Annotated in this window: 16 protein-coding genes; 2 read left to right on the top strand and 14 right to left on the bottom strand. The window is 47.3% G+C overall.

All coding sequences use genetic code 11. The features are described 5' to 3' along the window. Window positions 1-81 precede the first annotated feature (81 nt). From lpdA to HMPREF2696_RS08285, 10 genes are all read right to left on the bottom strand, one after another. Window positions 82-1,515, bottom strand: coding sequence for a dihydrolipoyl dehydrogenase (gene lpdA / locus HMPREF2696_RS08330; protein ID WP_002217382.1), 1,434 nt, complete (start codon window positions 1,513-1,515; stop codon window positions 82-84). Between the two features lie 258 nt (window positions 1,516-1,773). After that, complete coding sequence (gene odhB / locus HMPREF2696_RS08325) at window positions 1,774-2,955, bottom strand: 2-oxoglutarate dehydrogenase complex dihydrolipoyllysine-residue succinyltransferase (RefSeq protein WP_004519270.1); 1,182 nt, start codon at window positions 2,953-2,955, stop codon at window positions 1,774-1,776. Between the two features lie 99 nt (window positions 2,956-3,054). After that, a complete protein-coding gene (locus tag HMPREF2696_RS08320; protein WP_004519268.1) occupies window positions 3,055-5,883 on the bottom strand; it encodes a 2-oxoglutarate dehydrogenase E1 component in 2,829 nt (942 codons plus the stop codon). Window positions 5,884-6,092: 209 nt separating this feature from the next. Next, on the bottom strand, window positions 6,093-7,376 hold the full coding sequence (gene gltA, locus HMPREF2696_RS08315; RefSeq protein WP_004519267.1) for a citrate synthase: 1,284 nt from the start codon (window positions 7,374-7,376) through the stop codon (window positions 6,093-6,095). A gap of 123 nt (window positions 7,377-7,499) precedes the next feature. Further along, entirely contained in the window at window positions 7,500-7,748 is a 249-nt protein-coding gene (locus HMPREF2696_RS08310) for an FAD assembly factor SdhE (RefSeq protein WP_003678830.1), read from the bottom strand. A gap of 3 nt (window positions 7,749-7,751) precedes the next feature. Beyond that, window positions 7,752-8,459, bottom strand: coding sequence for a succinate dehydrogenase iron-sulfur subunit (locus tag HMPREF2696_RS08305; RefSeq protein ID WP_003678833.1), 708 nt, complete (start codon window positions 8,457-8,459; stop codon window positions 7,752-7,754). Between the two features lie 119 nt (window positions 8,460-8,578). Further along, window positions 8,579-10,342 (bottom strand): succinate dehydrogenase flavoprotein subunit, encoded by a 1,764-nt coding sequence (gene sdhA, locus HMPREF2696_RS08300; RefSeq protein ID WP_070461322.1) that lies wholly within the window; start codon window positions 10,340-10,342, stop codon window positions 8,579-8,581. 2 nt (window positions 10,343-10,344) lie between these two features. Further along, complete coding sequence (gene sdhD / locus HMPREF2696_RS08295) at window positions 10,345-10,686, bottom strand: succinate dehydrogenase, hydrophobic membrane anchor protein (RefSeq protein ID WP_004519264.1); 342 nt, start codon at window positions 10,684-10,686, stop codon at window positions 10,345-10,347. After that, a complete protein-coding gene (sdhC, locus tag HMPREF2696_RS08290; RefSeq protein WP_004519263.1) occupies window positions 10,680-11,057 on the bottom strand; it encodes a succinate dehydrogenase, cytochrome b556 subunit in 378 nt (125 codons plus the stop codon). Before sdhC ends, sdhD begins: the two co-directional genes overlap by 7 nt. 626 nt (window positions 11,058-11,683) lie before the next feature. Next, window positions 11,684-11,956, bottom strand: a complete 273-nt coding sequence (locus HMPREF2696_RS08285) for a hypothetical protein (RefSeq protein ID WP_070588295.1) — start codon at window positions 11,954-11,956, stop codon at window positions 11,684-11,686. Window positions 11,957-12,163: 207 nt separating this feature from the next. On the opposite strand from HMPREF2696_RS08285, the gene HMPREF2696_RS08280 reads away from it, so the two are divergent. After that, entirely contained in the window at window positions 12,164-12,547 is a 384-nt protein-coding gene (locus HMPREF2696_RS08280) for a YkvA family protein (protein WP_049329785.1), read from the top strand. 84 nt (window positions 12,548-12,631) lie between these two features. On the opposite strand, the gene HMPREF2696_RS08275 is transcribed toward HMPREF2696_RS08280, so the two are convergent. From HMPREF2696_RS08275 to dapF, 4 genes are all read right to left on the bottom strand, one after another. Continuing rightward, entirely contained in the window at window positions 12,632-13,132 is a 501-nt protein-coding gene (locus tag HMPREF2696_RS08275; protein WP_371444493.1) for a membrane lipoprotein lipid attachment site-containing protein, read from the bottom strand. 154 nt (window positions 13,133-13,286) lie between these two features. Then, window positions 13,287-14,219 carry a cysteine synthase A gene (gene cysK, locus HMPREF2696_RS08270; protein ID WP_107723629.1) on the bottom strand — a complete coding sequence of 311 codons (933 nt, stop codon included), beginning with the start codon at window positions 14,217-14,219 and terminating at the stop codon, window positions 13,287-13,289. Between the two features lie 106 nt (window positions 14,220-14,325). Next, a complete protein-coding gene (locus HMPREF2696_RS08265) occupies window positions 14,326-14,928 on the bottom strand; it encodes a hypothetical protein (RefSeq protein WP_070588294.1) in 603 nt (200 codons plus the stop codon). Beyond that, the gene (dapF, locus tag HMPREF2696_RS08260; protein WP_063068033.1) at window positions 14,925-15,776 is read right to left on the bottom strand and encodes a diaminopimelate epimerase; all 852 of its coding nucleotides are present in this window, start codon (window positions 15,774-15,776) and stop codon (window positions 14,925-14,927) included. The genes HMPREF2696_RS08265 and dapF overlap by 4 nt, the downstream gene beginning before the upstream one ends. 180 nt (window positions 15,777-15,956) lie before the next feature. Between dapF and HMPREF2696_RS08255 the strand changes: the two genes are divergently transcribed. After that, on the top strand, window positions 15,957-16,442 hold the full coding sequence (locus HMPREF2696_RS08255; RefSeq protein WP_070588292.1) for a NemA protein: 486 nt from the start codon (window positions 15,957-15,959) through the stop codon (window positions 16,440-16,442). Window positions 16,443-16,609 lie beyond the last annotated feature (167 nt).

The raw sequence follows: 16,609 nt of genomic DNA, 5'->3' as shown, positions 1-16,609 counted from the left end.
CAGAAAACGAAGCTCTCGGAACATTCAATTTGTCGGAGGTCTTAAGGCCGTCTGAAAAATTTCAGACGGCCTTAATGTCTATCAACCGTGCAAAGCGCGTTTGTCGGCCGCCAATGCAGCTTCGTGAACCACTTCGGACAAGGTTGGGTGGGCATGGATGATGCGGGCGATGTCTTCGCTGCTGGCGAAGAATTCGAGCGCAGTCACGCCTTCGGTAACCAATTCGCTGACAACCGGACCAATCATGTGTACGCCTAAGATGCGGTCGGTTTTGGCATCTGCCAATACTTTGACCGTACCTTTGGCTTTGCCCATTGCCAATGCGCGACCGTTTGCGCCGAAACCTGAAGTACCTTTTTTGTACTCCACGCCTTCGGCTTTGAGTTGCTCTTCGGTTTTACCCACCCAAGCGATTTCAGGGTCGGTGTAAATCACGAACGGTACGTTGTTGAAGTCGATATGCGGTTTTTGACCGGCAATGCGCTCTGCAACGGCAACACCTTCGTCACTGGCTTTGTGTGCCAACATCGGGCCGCGAACCACGTCGCCGATTGCCCATACGTTAGGCAGATTGGTACGGCATTCGCCATCTACTTTGATAAAGCCGCGTTCGTCTTTTTCCAAGCCTACGGCTTCGGCGTTCAGGCCTTTGGTGTTTGGAATACGGCCGATGGCAACAATCAGTTTGTCGAATACTTCGGTTTTGGCTTCGCCGGCAGCAGTTTCGTAAGCAACGGAAACGCCTTTGCCTTCAGATTTGATGTCGCCGATTTTCACGCCCAATTCGATGCTCAGACCTTGCTCTTTGGTGAAGTATTTGAAGGCTTCCTTGGCGATTTGTTGGTCGGCGGCAGCCAGGAAGGTCGGCGCGGCTTCAAGAATGGTAACTTCTGCGCCCACGCGGTTCCATACGGAACCCATTTCCAAACCAATCACACCGGAACCGATCACGCCGAGTTTGGCAGGTACTTCGGTCAGATTCAATGCGCCTTCGTTGTCTAATACGTTCACGTTGTCTATAGCAACTTGTGGCAGCGGACGCGGTACGGAACCGGTCGCTACGATGACGTGTTTGGCTTCGATAACGGTTTTCTCGCCTTTGTTATCGACTTCGATTTGATAAGCATCGCCATTTTTACCAGCAAAAGAAGCAGTACCGAACAGGCTGGTTACTTTGTTTTTTTGGAACAGGAATTTCACGCCGCCGGTCAGCTTGGTTACGATGGCATCTTTGCGCTCAATCATTTTGGCTGCGTCGAATTTTACGTCGCCGACAGTGATACCGTGTTCTGCAAAATCGTGTTGCGCAGCGTGGAAATGTTCGCTGGATTGCAACAGGGCTTTAGAAGGGATACAGCCTACGTTCAAGCAAGTACCGCCCAATGCTGGGGCGTTGCCTGCTTTGTTAACGCCTGCGTCAACGCAAGCGGTTTTGAAACCCAGTTGCGCAGCACGAATGGCGGCAACGTATCCGCCCGGGCCTGCACCAATCACTACTACATCATATTGAGACATCGTGTCATCCTTTGCTTTTGCAGTATCTCAAAATAAAAACGATACTTTTTGTTTCTTTTTTATTTTGAATGACTGCGTTTTGATGGTTTTAAGAAAAGGCCGTCTGAAAGTCTATATCTGCCGATTCATTCGAATCAAATGTTTCAGACGGCCTCAATCGTTCGTTGAGCCTATTGTAGCACGATACTACATTACGCTACATCTAAATAAAAATTCAGACGGCCTTTTCATTAACAAATAAAAGGCCGTCTGAAACGATTACAGATCCAACAACAGGCGTGCTGGGTCTTCCAACGCGTCTTTAATGGCTACCAAGGTCAATACAGCTTCGCGGCCGTCAATGATACGGTGGTCGTAAGACAGAGCCAGATACATCATTGGACGGACAACAACTTGACCGTTTTCAACCACAGCGCGCTCTTTAGTGGCGTGCATACCCAAAATCGCAGATTGAGGCGGGTTGATGATCGGGGTAGACATCATAGAACCGAAAGTACCGCCGTTGGTAATACTGAATGTACCGCCGGTCAGATCTTCGATAGCGATTTTGCCGTCTTTTGCTTTTTTCGCGTAATCAACAATTGCTTGTTCGATGTCGGCAATGCTCATTTGGTCGGCATCGCGCAGGATTGGCACAACCAAACCGCGTGGGCTGCCAATTGCGATACCGATGTCGAAGTAGCCGTGGTAAACGATGTCTTTGCCGTCAACAGAAGCATTCACAACCGGGTATTTTTTCAGGGCGGCAACAGCGGATTTAACGAAGAAGGACATAAAGCCCAATTTCACGCCGTGTTCTTTCTCGAATTTATCTTTGTACTTCGCACGCAAGTCCATGATTGGTTTCATGTTGACTTCGTTGAATGTAGTCAAAATGGCGTTTTCTTGTTGAGAAGCCAAGAGGCGTTCTGCAACACGGGCACGCAGGCGGCTCATTGGTACGCGTTCTTCAGGACGTGCGCCGGCAGGAAGTGCAACGGCAGGGGCTGCGGCTGCGGCAGGTTTGGCAGCGGCATTTTGTACGTCTTCTTTCAATACGCGACCGTCACGGCCGGAACCTTGCAATGCGTTCACGTCAACACCGGTCTCGGCAGCCAGTTTGGCGGCAGCAGGCATAGCGGCGTTGTTTTGTGCAGCAGCAGGAGCGGCGGCTGGGGTAGCTTCGGCAGGCGCGGCGGCTGGGGCTTCAGCAGCGGCAGTAGCAGCTGTATCGATGCGAGCCAAAACTTGGTCGGCAACAACGGTTTCACCGTCTTGAGCTACGATTTCAACCAATACGCCGGCTTGTGGAGAAGGGACTTCCAAAACCACTTTGTCAGTTTCGATATCGATCAGGATTTCGTCACGGGCAACTGCTTCGCCAACTTTTTTCTTCCATTCCAAGAGCGTGCCCTCAGATACGCTTTCAGACAGCATAGGTACTTTTACATCAATAATCATTTTGTGTCTCCAATGGCCCTTTCAGACGGCCTGTTGTGTGTTTTTAATTCTGCATATGGGCATTCCGCCTGAACAATTTCAAACGGAATGCCACTAGGTTTACAACGCCAAAGCGTCTTCAACCAATTGTTTCAATTGAGCAATGTGTTTGCTTGAGTAGCCCACTGCAGGCGATGCACTGCTTGGACGACCGGCATAAGACAGTTTTTGCTCTTCGCTGATAACGTCTTCGATACGGTGGCGGATTTGGTAGAACGCACCTTGGTTTTTCGGCTCTTCTTGCGCCCAAACCACAGATTTTGCGTTCGGGTATTTCGCCAGTTCAGCTTTAACCTCATCGTATGGGAACGGATACAGCTGCTCAACGCGGACGATAGCAACATCATTTTCCAGTTTACGCTCGGTACGGCCGGCTTCCAAGTCATAGTAAACCTGACCGGCACACAATACCACGCGTTTCACGCTGTCGTTGCTTGCACGTTCTGCGGTATCTCCGATAACTGGACGGAAAGTCGAACCTTCGGTGAAGTTTTCCAGCGGGCTCATTGCACCTTTGAAGCGCAACAGGCGTTTGGACATGAAAATCACCAGCGGTTTGCGGTATGAACCCAAGACTTGACGTTGCAAGAGGTGGAACATTTGCGACGCTTCAGACGGCATGATGACTTGCATATTGTTCTCAGAACACAGTTGCAACCAACGTTCTACACGTGCAGAAGAGTGCTCAGGGCCTTGACCGTCGTAACCGTGCGGCAGGATGGTGGTCAGACCGCACAAACGACCCCATTTGGTTTCGCCTGAAGACAGGAATTGGTCGATAGTTACTTGCGCGCCGTTAGCGAAGTCACCGAATTGCGCTTCCCAAATGGTCAGCTTGTCAGGAGCGGAGCAGGCAAAGCCGTACTCGAACGCCATTACGGCTTCTTCGTTCAAGATAGAGTCGATAACCAGGAACTCGCCCAAGCCTTCGCCCATGTTGCGCAGAGGAACATAAGTACCGTCGTCCCATTTTTCGCGTTTTTGATCGTGCAGAACGGCATGACGGTGTGAGAATGTACCGCGGCCGGAGTCCTCACCAGAGATACGCACGCCATGACCTTTGGTCAGCAGGCTTGCGTATGCGAGGGTTTCGGCCATACCCCAGTCGATGGCTTGTTTGCCGGATGCCATGGCTTTACGCGCTTCGATCACACGTTTTGCAGTCGGATGCAGGGCAAAGCCTTCCGGTACAGCGGTGAATTTCTCAGTAAGACGCTCAATGTCGGCGGCAGGCAAACCGGTTTCGATTTTTTCGCGCCAATCTTTGCCTTGGTATTTGCTCCAGTCGATTTGTGTGCGTTGGAAATTGCTCAACGTTGTTTGTTCAACATGTTCGCCTTTGTCCAAAGCATCACGGTAGGCTTGGATGTAACCGTCAGCCTCAGCTTGGGTTACCACGCCTTCGGCAATCAGTTGCTCGGTGTACAAAGCACGCGCACCTGGGTGTTGCGATACTTTTTTGTACATCATCGGTTGGGTCAAGGTCGGATCATCGCCCTCGTTGTGGCCCCATTTACGGTAGCAGACAACATCAACCACGATGTCTTTATGGAATTTTTTGCGGTAATCCAAGGCAGCTTGGATGGCAAAGCAAACGCGTTCAGGATCATCGCCATTCACATGGATAACCGGAGCGGAAACCATTTTCGCGATATCGGTACAGTGTACGGTTGAACGGGTATCGCGGGTATCGGAAGTCGTAAAGCCGATTTGGTTGTTGATCACGATGTGAACAGTACCGCCGGTGGTATAACCGCGTGTTTTAGACAGGTTGAATGTTGCTTGGTTAACACCCAAACCGATAAATGCGGAGTCACCATGAATCAATACCGGCAAGACTTTATCGCGGCCGTTTTCGCCCAAACGTTTTTGTTTGGCGCGTGCAGAACCTTCTACTACTGGATTAACGATTTCCAAGTGTGACGGGTTGAATGCCAAAGAAACGTGCATCGGGCCGTGTGGCGTAGCAATGTCGGAGCTGAAGCCCATGTGGTATTTCACGTCGCCGCTAGGCAATTTGATTTCGGCACGGCCTTCAAATTCGGCAAACAGATCAGCCGGTTTTTTGCCCAAAATGTTAACCAAAACATTCAGACGGCCACGGTGTGCCATACCGATGATGACTTCTTCCACGCCGTCTTTACCGGCGTTTTGAATCAAATAGTTCAAACCGGCAATGGCACTTTCGCCACCTTCGACACCGAAACGTTTTTGACCGACATATTTGGTATGCAGGTAGCGTTCCAGAGTTTCGGCAGCAGTCATTTCTTTCAAGATACGGCGTTTTTGTTCAACGTTGTAGCTTGGTGTAGACAGTACGCTTTCAAAATAATTACGAACCCAACGACGCTCTTCGGTATTTGGAATGTAGATGTACTCTACCGCGATATGGCCGCAGTAGGTTTGTTTGAGGTTACTGATGATTTGGGACAGAGGCAGTTTGCTCTGACCGGAAAAATCGCCCTCGCCCATATTGAACTGAAGTGCCATATCGGCATCTGACAGACCGTGGAATTTAGGATCGAGAGCTTCAATATTTTGAGGAGGAATACGTTTGAGCGGATCAAGTTGGGCTGCACCCACGCCTTGGATACGATAGGCAGAAATCAGTCGCAAAACGCTGACTTGCTTTTTCATCATTGCCTCATCCACACCGCCTGCGACGGCTGCGGCAATTTTCTTTTTAGCCAAAGTGGCAAATGATTCACGAATCGGTGTATGGGCAACATCGACAGCGACTGCGCCCGGCTGTTTACTCAAATCGGTAAAGTACTGTTTCCATTTTTCATCGACAGATTCCGGATTATCCAGAAACTTTTCATACAACTCCTCGATGTATGGCGCATTAGAACCAAACAGATAAGAGAAATTGAGTTTTTCGTCCATCATGGCGTGAGCTCTTTTCTTTAAAATATAAACAAAGGGTAGAATCCCGTGTTCTCCGAACGGAATTCAGGCCGTCTGAAATGACACTTTATTCTACCCTATTTCAAATCAAATTACCTGCTATCAACTTAATTAATTACGACCAACCTCATTGAAAACGGCAATTCGATTTTTTCAAACGACTTTTCAACAATATATTAATGTATTGTTTATTAGCGTTTATCTACCGGAACGTAATCGCGACGTTCTGCACCGGTATAAAGTTGACGTGGGCGACCGATTTTCAGTGCCGGATCGCTAATCATTTCATGCCAATGAGAAATCCAACCTACACTGCGCGACAATGCGAAGATAACGGTAAACATTTCAGTTGGAATGCCCAATGCAGACAAGACGATACCAGAGTAGAAGTCGACGTTTGGATACAGCTTGCGTTCAACAAAGAATGGGTCTTTCAGTGCAATTTGTTCCAATTCCATCGCCAGCTTGAATTTAGGACTGTCTTCCAAGCCCAATTCTTTTAAGACTTCATAACAGGTTTCGCGCATGATGTTGGCTCGTGGGTCCATATTGCGGTATACGCGGTGACCGAAGCCCATCAGACGGTATTTGCGTTGTTTCACACCTTCCATGTATGCGGCAACATTAGACACATCGCCGATTTCATCCAGCATCTTCAACACAGCTTCGTTTGCACCGCCGTGTGAAGCACCCCACAGACAGGCGATACCAGCAGCGATACAGGCAAATGGGTTCGCCCCTGAAGAGCCTGCCAAACGTACGGTCGAAGTAGAAGCATTTTGCTCGTGGTCGGCATGCAAAATAAAGATGCGGTCGAGCGCGCGGGCCAAGACTGGATTAGGTTTGTATTCTTCACACGGTGTGGCAAACATCATGTGCAAGAAGTTTTCAGCATAGGAAAGGTTATTTTTTGGATAATTGAACGGCAAACCGTTGGAATAACGGTAACACATTGCCGCAATGGTCGGAATTTTGGAGATTAAGCGGTAAATCGCGATTTTGCGGTGTTCAGGATTGGTAATATCCAAGCTGTCTTGATAGAAAGCAGACAAAGCGCCAACCACACCCACCATCATCGCCATCGGGTGCGCATCGCGACGGAAACCGCGGAAGAACCAAGTCAACTGTTCATGCACCATAGTATGGTGGCTGACTGTAGCATCAAATTCTTTTTTCTGTTCGGGCGTAGGCAGCTCGCCGTAGATCAACAGGTAACAAACTTCCAAGTAATCGGATTTTTCGGCCAACTGCTCGATAGGATAACCACGGTAATATAACAGACCTTTATCGCCGTCAATATAAGTGATTTTGGATTCGCAACTTGCAGTGGACACGAATCCTGGGTCGAATGAAAACAGACCTGTATTTTTTGTCAACGCACGGATGTCAACCACATCATGGCCGATACTTGCTTCCAATACTGGCAGTTCCAAGGTCTCTTGATTTGGGGTGGTGAGCTTGACTGATTTAGACATTCTTAAACTCCTTTGTAAGTTGGGGCTTTCGTTGCCGCCCAAGCGGCACGGTCCTTTTTTCAGACGGCCTCAGTATGGAAAAAGCTTGTTCGGATTGGCATCGCAAACAAGCTCTATAACACATCATGCCTGTCTGATTTTTTCAAGCATGGGAATCAGGTGTTTCTTGTCCGTTGCCGAATGTCCGTTAATCAAGGCAAGCAACTCTTGGTCTTGAAATTCGAGGATTTCGGAAAATTCGGACAACTCCTGATCACTCAGGTGCTCGAATTCTTTTTCCATAAACCTGCCGAAGATTAAGTCTAGTTCTAACAATCCCCGGCGGGTTTGAAAACGGATTTTCCGTTTGGCAATATCGTCAAAAACCATCATTTCTTAAACGGCTCGTTTCAACATAATCTCTTTAATCTTACCGATGGCTCGGGTCGGATTCAAGTGTTTAGGACATACGTCTACGCAGTTCATAATGGTGTGGCAACGGAACAAACGGTATGGGTCGTTCAGATTATCCAAACGCTCATTAGTGATGGTATCACGGCTATCCGCAATGAAACGGTAAGCATTCAGCAAGCCAGACGGACCAACGAATTTATCAGGATTCCACCAGAATGACGGGCAGGCAGTCGAACAGCAGGCGCACAAAATACACTCGTACAAACCGTCCAACTCTTTACGCTCTTCCTGAGTTTGCAGACGCTCTTTGTCCGCATCGATAGGATTGTCGTTGACAACGTAAGGTTTGATTGAGTGATATTGTTTGAAGAACTGGGTCATATCCACAATCAGGTCGCGGATAACAGGCAGACCTGGCAGAGGGCGGATTTTAACCGGCTGTTTCAGGCTGCGCAGATCGGTCAGACATGCCAAGCCGTTTTTACCGTTGATGTTCATACCGTCAGAACCGCAAATACCTTCGCGGCAAGAACGGCGGAAAGACAATGTATCGTCTTGTGCTTTCAGGCGCACTAAAGCGTCCAAAAGCTTAACGTCGGTTGGTTCCAATTCCAACTCGTAACGTTGCATATAAGGTTTGGCATCAACGTCCGGGTTGTAACGGTAAATTTCAAAACTCATTTTTTCCATGAGAAGTGTTCCTTTTCTCATAAACTGCTCAATGATTTTGTATTATGAATTCAAGCAGTTCAATGTGGGTATGGTTAGGTTTCAGACGGCCTTTAAGGTAAAGGCCGTCTGAAAACTCATCAATAAACGCGTTTAGCCGGTTTGATGTATTCCACGCTCAAAGGCTTGGTATGTACCGGTTTGTAAGACAAAGTATTGGTATCTGAATGATACAGGGTATGTTTCATCCAGTTTTCGTCATCGCGCTCAGGATGGTCGTCTGAAGCGTGTGCGCCACGCGATTCTTTACGTGCTTCGGCAGACACCAAAGTCGCTTTCGCTACTTCAATCAGATTATCCAACTCCAAAGCTTCGATACGCGCGGTATTCCATACTTTGCTCTTGTCTTTGATTTCAGTACGTTTCACGCGCTCGGCAATCTCCATGATTTCTCGAACGCCTTTGCTCAGAATCTCATCGGTACGGAACACACCGGCGTGCAGTTGTACGGAGCGTTGCAGTTCGCGACGCAATGCATCAACGTTTTCGCCGCCAGTTTGATTATCCAAACGCTCGATACGTTGGCGGGTCAATTCACCGGCATTAGCAGGCAGAGGTTTCCAGTCGCTTTGCTCTTTGATGAATTTAATCATGCTGTCGCCGGCAGCTTTACCGAATACCACCAAGTCCAACAGGGAGTTGGTACCCAAGCGGTTCGCACCGTGTACGGAAGCACATGCGCACTCACCTGCCGCATACAGACCTTTTACAGGCACTTCGTAATCTTCACCTTGCGGAACAACAACTTCGCCATGATAGTTGGTCGGAATACCGCCCATCATATAGTGGGTAGTCGGCACAACAGGAATCGGGTCTTTAATCGGGTCAATACCGGCAAACTGAATGGAAATCTCGCGGATGCCCGGCAGTTTTTCCATAATTTTTTCTGCGCCGATATGGTCGATTTTCAGCAATACGTGGTCTTTGTTTTTACCGCAGCCGCGACCTTCGTAAATTTCCATCGCCATCGCACGGGAAACCACGTCACGGGAAGCCAAGTCTTTTACGGTCGGAGCGTAACGTTCCATAAAGCGTTCGCCATCGGCATTCAACAGAATACCGCCTTCACCACGTACACCCTCAGTAATCAATACACCGGCACCGGCCACACCAGTCGGGTGGAATTGCCAGAATTCCATGTCTTCCAACGGAATACCTGCACGGGCACAAATACCCAAACCATCACCGGTATTCATATAGGCATTGGTAGAAGAAGCATAAATACGGCCGCCGCCACCGGTAGCAAACATCACGGCTTTAGCGTGGAAAATATAAACTTCGCCGGTTTCCATTTCCATGGCGGTTACACCGACGACGTCGCCGTTTTCATCACGAATCAAATCTTGTGCCGTCCATTCCACAAAGAATTGTGTATTGGCACGGACGTTTTGTTGGTACAAAGTATGCAACATCGCATGGCCGGTACGGTCGGCAACTGCACATGCACGTTCTACCGCACGTTTACCGTGTTCGGCAGTATGACCGCCGAAAGGACGTTGGTAGATTTTACCGCTTTCCACACGGTCAAAAGGCATACCCATGTGCTCCAACTCAATTACGGCTTCAGGCGCAGCGCGACACATAAACTCAATCGCATCTTGGTCGCCCAGCCAGTCGGAACCTTTTACGGTATCGTACATGTGCCAATCCCAACGGTCTTCCTGCACATTACCCAATGAAGCAGAAATACCACCTTGAGCCGCTACAGTATGAGAACGGGTTGGGAAGACTTTAGACAAAACAGCACAATTCAGGCCGGATTTAGACAATTGGAGGGCTGCGCGTAAACCTGCACCACCACCGCCAACAATCACGGCATCAAACTTGCGAACAGGAAAACCCATATTTACCCCCAAATTACTTTAACTGAATACACCAAGCAGCCTACCAACCAAACGATGGTGGCAACTTGTAAAAACAAACGCACGCCGAAAGGCTTAATGTAGTCCATCCACAAATCACGGATACCTACCCATGCATGCAGGAATACGGCCAAGAAGCTCACTTGGGTAAACACCTTCACCCAAGTTTGATCAAAAAATGCCTGCCATGCCGAATATTCTTTAGGCAACGTAAACAAAACAACCAAAAGAACCACGGTGTACACCAACATGATGACCGCAGTTGCACGTTGCATTGCCCAATCGCGCAAACCGTAATGCGCACCTGTCAATTTACGTTCTACCATAACAAAGCTCCCAAAACGACGGTCAGAATCAAAGCAGAAGCAAATACAACTTTAGCAGTAGTACGGGCAGTATTTAATTCCAGGCCTTTATGCACATCCAAAAACAGAAAGCGGATACCGGCAAAAAAGTGGTGCAGATATGCCCACAACAGACCGATAAGGATCAGCTTCACAAACGGATTGGAGATAGCAGAACGATATGCTTCAAACGACGCTTCGCGATCCAGCGTTCCAGAGAAGAAATACAAGAGAACAGGCAGCATCACAAACAAGCCGACGCCGCTGATACGGTGAAGAATAGATACAATCCCCGGTATGGGCAATCGGATATTCGGAATTTCCAAAAATACCGGGCGTGATTTGGCGGACATGGTCAGTTCCTCTAGATTTATTATCAGCTCAAAACCTATAGCTCAGCACTACAATAAGCTACATAAACCATAATTTACCTGTTTTATCTCATTTTGAACAGTGCAATTTATGAATGCTCTAATGATTTTTACCAAAAGACTAATAAAATCAAACAATCATTCTTAGATTTTTTTTTGCGTGGCTAGCCTTTTTTGTTACTTTCCTGCAATTAAGCCATCTCCCCATCAAAGCACTTACGATAACATCATTATTATTTGAGAATTGTATCTATTGTGAGATAAATTCTCACTCTTGATACCTAATCTTTACAAAGGAATCTGTCGTTGAAGCAGAGTTCAAAGGCAAGAAAGTCCACATGACGTATATGAACAAAGCCGAACGCAATGTCTCGGTTGTTTTAGACAATCCGTGTGTGAAATAATGTGCCAAATTTGATGGACAAGGCCGTCTGAAAAGATATAGTGGATTAACTTTAAACCAGTACGGCGTTGCCTCGCCTTAGCTCAAAGAGAACGATTCTCTAAGGTTCTGAAGCACCAAGTGAATCGGTTCCGTACTATCTGTACTGTCTGCGGCTTCGTCGCCTTGTCCTGATTTAAATTTAATCCACTATATAAAGTTTCTATCAATCCATATCATCTGAGTTTTCATCTTCATAATATGGATGATCGAACAGCTCTCCTTCCCAGATACATTCATCCGTTATACCTTGGGATTCCATGAAAGGAACATAAGAATAAAAATCTTTTTCATATTCTCCATAAAATATATTCACTCCTTTGAGCCATACTGCATCGCATTCATCACACAGAATAATTTCATCATGAAGATATTTAGGTTTTGAATGGTAGAGATAGCCTTGTTGACAAGCGGGACATATTTTTATTCTCTTATTCATGATTACTCCATATAATCGATTTATTTTTGTGGGTAAGCAGTAGTGATTTGATTGCTACGGCATAAGCCATTCTTAACTTATTACCATTGCATTATCATCACTACTCTTACATAGTTATACATTCAAAGACATTTCATCCATCTCTAGATGGACTAAAATACAGCACAACACCAACAATGTTTCCATACCTTATAAGGAAGCTGCATCATGACACATTCCCCTCATCAAAACACACCCGATCCGGAAGACTACATCCCCTCCTTCCGCCGTCGAAACTTAGACACATCCGGTTTTATGAAAAAACTCGGACGCTTTGCAGGCCGCCTGGGCAAACCTGTCGTCCGACAGCTTTATGCACTTTATTACCTTTGGGAATCCGAACACACGCCCAAACGGGCCAAAATGATTATTGTCGGTGCACTGGTTTATTTTCTCAGCCCCATCGACAGCATTCCCGACCTGTTGATTCCATTTGGCTTCAGCGATGACATTGCCGTCATTGCGCTGGTTTATTCTCAGATGAAAAACTATCTGACCGAAGATATTCAAGAAAAAGCCCGTCAAGCAGCTGACAAGCTGTTTGGTTCTTAATTGGATAAAGTCCGACTACACATATATACATATAAAAAGAAGGCTGCCTGAATCTTCAGACGGCCTTCTCAGTTTATGACTTTTTTATTTCAAAGGTTGCATACCCATAACTTCCATCAGGAAGTTGGTAAACGCAGGATTGCTTGGCTTGGTATCCATGTTTTTCCAACGTTGTTGCCAACCGCGCAAAGCACCTTGGATGTACTGTTTGGATTGCTCGGTAGTAATTTCACCACGTTGGCTGTCAACGGCAGAACGCAGATAAACTTCATACATACTGTCATCAACGGAGTTACGTCCCACTTGTTGGATACGGAAGCGGTTCAAATATTGTGCAGCCTGAACTTTGGTCAGACTACCTTGGCTCACTTGGGTACTCAAACGGCGTGCTTCATCATGAATCTTGGAAACATCTGCCCAATGCGAAGGAGCCAAATGATAACCGGTAGCTGAAACTTGTGAATCAGCCTTAGGCTTTTTGACGTTGGTTGGTCGAACTGGCACTTCTTTCAAAGTCGGAACATAAATTGATTCACAACCGGCAAGTGCCGCTACGGCAAGGATAGGAAGAATGTATTTTTTCATAATGCGCATTATAAGCATGATTCGTTGAAGAAACCAACTTTTGAATAACGGTATTCAAAGCTCATTAACTGAATTACAACAGATTTCATATGATATCTCAAGCCTATACGCAAAAAAGGCCGTCTGAAAACGGCCTTTTAACAACAATCCTATATTATGCCAAATCGGCAAACAGAGGCGTAGAAAGATAGCGTTCGCCATACGATGGCAACAAGACAACGATCAACTTACCTTCGTTTTCAGGTTTTTTAGCCAGTTGCAATGCGCTCCATACTGCGGCACCTGAAGAAATACCTACCAAAATGCCTTCTTTTTCAGCCATAGCGCGCGCAGTTTCAAACGCTGCCTCGTTAGGTACTTTGGAAATGCTGTCGTAAACAGTCGTATTCAAAACGCTGGGGATAAAGCCTGCACCCAAACCTTGAATCGGATGCGGACCTTTCTCGCCACCGCTCAATACTGGGGAAGCTTCAGGCTCGACAGCCACGATTTGAACTTCGGGTTTGTATTTTTTCAATACTTCGCCCACACCGGTAATCGTACCGCCTGTACCTACACCGGCCACGAAAATATCTACTTTACCGTCTGTATCGCGCCAAATTTCTTCGGCAGTGGTTTTGCGGTGAACTTCAGGATTAGCCTCGTTATCAAATTGGCGCGGCATAAAGTAAGTATCTGGATGTTCGTCCACCAAAGACTGGGCTTTAGCAATAGCGCCCGCCATACCTTCGGCAGCAGGTGTCAAAATTAGCTCTGCACCGAATGCACGCAGCAGCATTTTGCGTTCTTTACTCATGCTTTCAGGCATAGTAATCGCCAATTTATAACCGCGGGCCGCACACACCATGGCCAAACCGATACCGGTATTGCCACTGGTTGCCTCGACGATAACGGTATCTTTATTGATTTTACCGGCTTGCTCGGCCGCTTCAATCATAGATTCGGCAATACGGTCTTTCACGCTGCTGCCTGGATTAAAGAATTCAAGTTTAACGGCGATTTGCGCTTTTAAACCTTCGGTCAGGCGGTTCAGTTTCACCAGAGGTGTGTTGCCGATCAGCTCGGTAATATTATTTGCAATTTTCATTTCCTGCTCCTGATTTAGATGTAATACAGCCTGCATATTAAACTCAGGCCGTCTGAAAAACCAATATCGAAAATTTCTTTCTTTATAACTTTTGGTTCAAGCGCGGTCAATATCCACTGCGCTCAAAAATCAATGCAACGGCAACCACAGCCTGCATCACGACGGCAACCATCCAGCCTGCCCACATCTGCCGCATACTGAAAAGAGAGGCAGACTGCTTGCAAACAACCACACGGTGCAGATAAAACACCAGCATCAACACGCCCTGCAAAACAAACCAATAAATCGGTTTCAAGGCATAAATTTTCAGCAAGGCCGCCCATGCAAAAAACGCGCCAGCCAGCGGCAAGATGAAATAAACCACGCCTGCCAAGAAAACAAAAGCCAAAGTCATGATGACATTGGAAACTGCAAATAAGGTCAAACCGGCATATTCGCCTGCCGACCAAAACTTTTTGTCTTCCGTTTTACTGCAGTCATCAATAAAGAAGAAAATACTGGCGATTGTCAGATAAAAATGAGGGATGAACAAAGGGCCTGTATGCGTAAAACCCCACATTCCGGGCAACAAGCGTGCGCCCAGTGCCGAAATCCCCAGCCACAATAACACCGTAGCCCAAAGCCATTGAAACCGCTGCGCGCGAAAAATAAATGCCAACGATACCGCAGCATACGCGATGGCAAACCAAAAATCCAAAGAAACCATCATGAATACTGCAACTCGCCTTCAAAAACAGTTTCAGCAGGGCCGGTCATTTGCACGTCGCCACCTTCTTCCCAACTGATAAACAATTCGCCGCCAGGCAAAGTAACACGCACAGGCGCACCCGCTTTCAGCAAGCCATTGCGCACGCCTGCCACCACGGCCGCACACGCTCCAGTGCCGCAAGCCTGAGTTTCCCCCACCCCGCGTTCAAACACACGCAGGCGGACTGACAACTCATCTTCAACCTGCAAAAAGCCGACATTGACCCTTTCAGGAAACTGCTCGTGTGATTCAATAGCGCCGCCCCAATGCTCCACCGGTGCGGTTTCAACATTATCAACCAAAATTACCGCATGCGGATTACCCATATTCACACAGCTTACCGGTACAGACTCCAAACCGACCAAGACAATATGTGTCAACGCATCTTCATTTTCACCATGTGCAGGCACAAACGGAATTTCAGACGGCATGAAACGCGGTTTACCCATATTGACGGTAACCAAACCGTTATCCAACAGCTTCGGTACAATAATCCCTTTGGCCGTTTCGACCAAAATTTCCGTTTTATCCGTCAAACCCTTATCCGCGACAAAACGCGCAAAACAACGCGCTCCATTGCCGCACTGCTCTACTTCCCGACCATCGGCATTGAAAATGCGGTACCGAAAATCGACCGCATCAGAAGAAGGCTTCTCCACTACCAAAAACTGATCAAAACCCACGCCGCGATAGCGGTCTGCCCATTGGGCAAGCGGCGCAGTCAACGGATCAAAGTCCTGTTCGATGGCATTAACCACCATAAAATCATTGCCCAAGCCGTGCATCTTCGTAAATTTCAAAGTTTTCATTATTCATTCACATTCTTATTAAATCATTATTTCGGCACATTCTACACCAGAATGATATATTCGTTTCTATCTTGTTTTTCAGACGGCCTTGCGCCCTTTTACCAATACTAACACCAGCCACCCCGCAAAAATACTATACTTCCCACATTACAAACATTTCTTATTACAAGGATACACATTATGAAAAAAGCTCTCTTACCTGCTCTTTTGGCCGCTTCACTCAGCGCATGTACAGTCGGCACGCCAGGTGTTTCCGTCGGCTTAGGCGTCGGCACCAGCATCGGCCGCCATGTCGGCCTGGGTACATCCATCAACATCCCTGTCGGCTTGGACAAAACCACCAAAGGCACGGATTCAGACGGCATCCGTATCTCAGAAGAACAAATCGTGACCTATTTTGATGCACACGGCACACCCAGCAATAGCGCAGTCAAAGGCGGCTTCCATCGCCAACTGATCAGCAAACGCAACAACGAATATGTCGTCCAAGACTTTTACAGCGACAACAGCCAAAAACGCACGGACCCCTACGTCCTCAGCCGCAACCAACTGATGCAGTTCCGCGCCACGCCAAGCAACGGCTCATTAACCACTTACGCCTACAACGGTACGGTAATGCAGCAGCAAGTGTTCCAAAACGGCAAATTGGTTAACGCCAAATACTAAAGGCCGTCTGAAACGGCTGGAAAGCATGTGAAACTTGATTACAAAATATTTTTAACATTCAAATATTTGAAATATTCTGCACCATTTTCTTGAAAATATTGATTGACACATTTTTTCCAGCCATTATAATACGCCCCATTCCCCGATAGCTCAGTCGGTAGAGCGAC

Origin of the sequence: Neisseria sp. HMSC058F07 (assembly GCF_001810035.1) — a bacterium.
Classification (GTDB): domain Bacteria; phylum Pseudomonadota; class Gammaproteobacteria; order Burkholderiales; family Neisseriaceae; genus Neisseria; species Neisseria perflava.
Note: the sequence above shows the minus strand (reverse complement) of the source record. Positions and strands in the feature narration are given on the sequence as shown.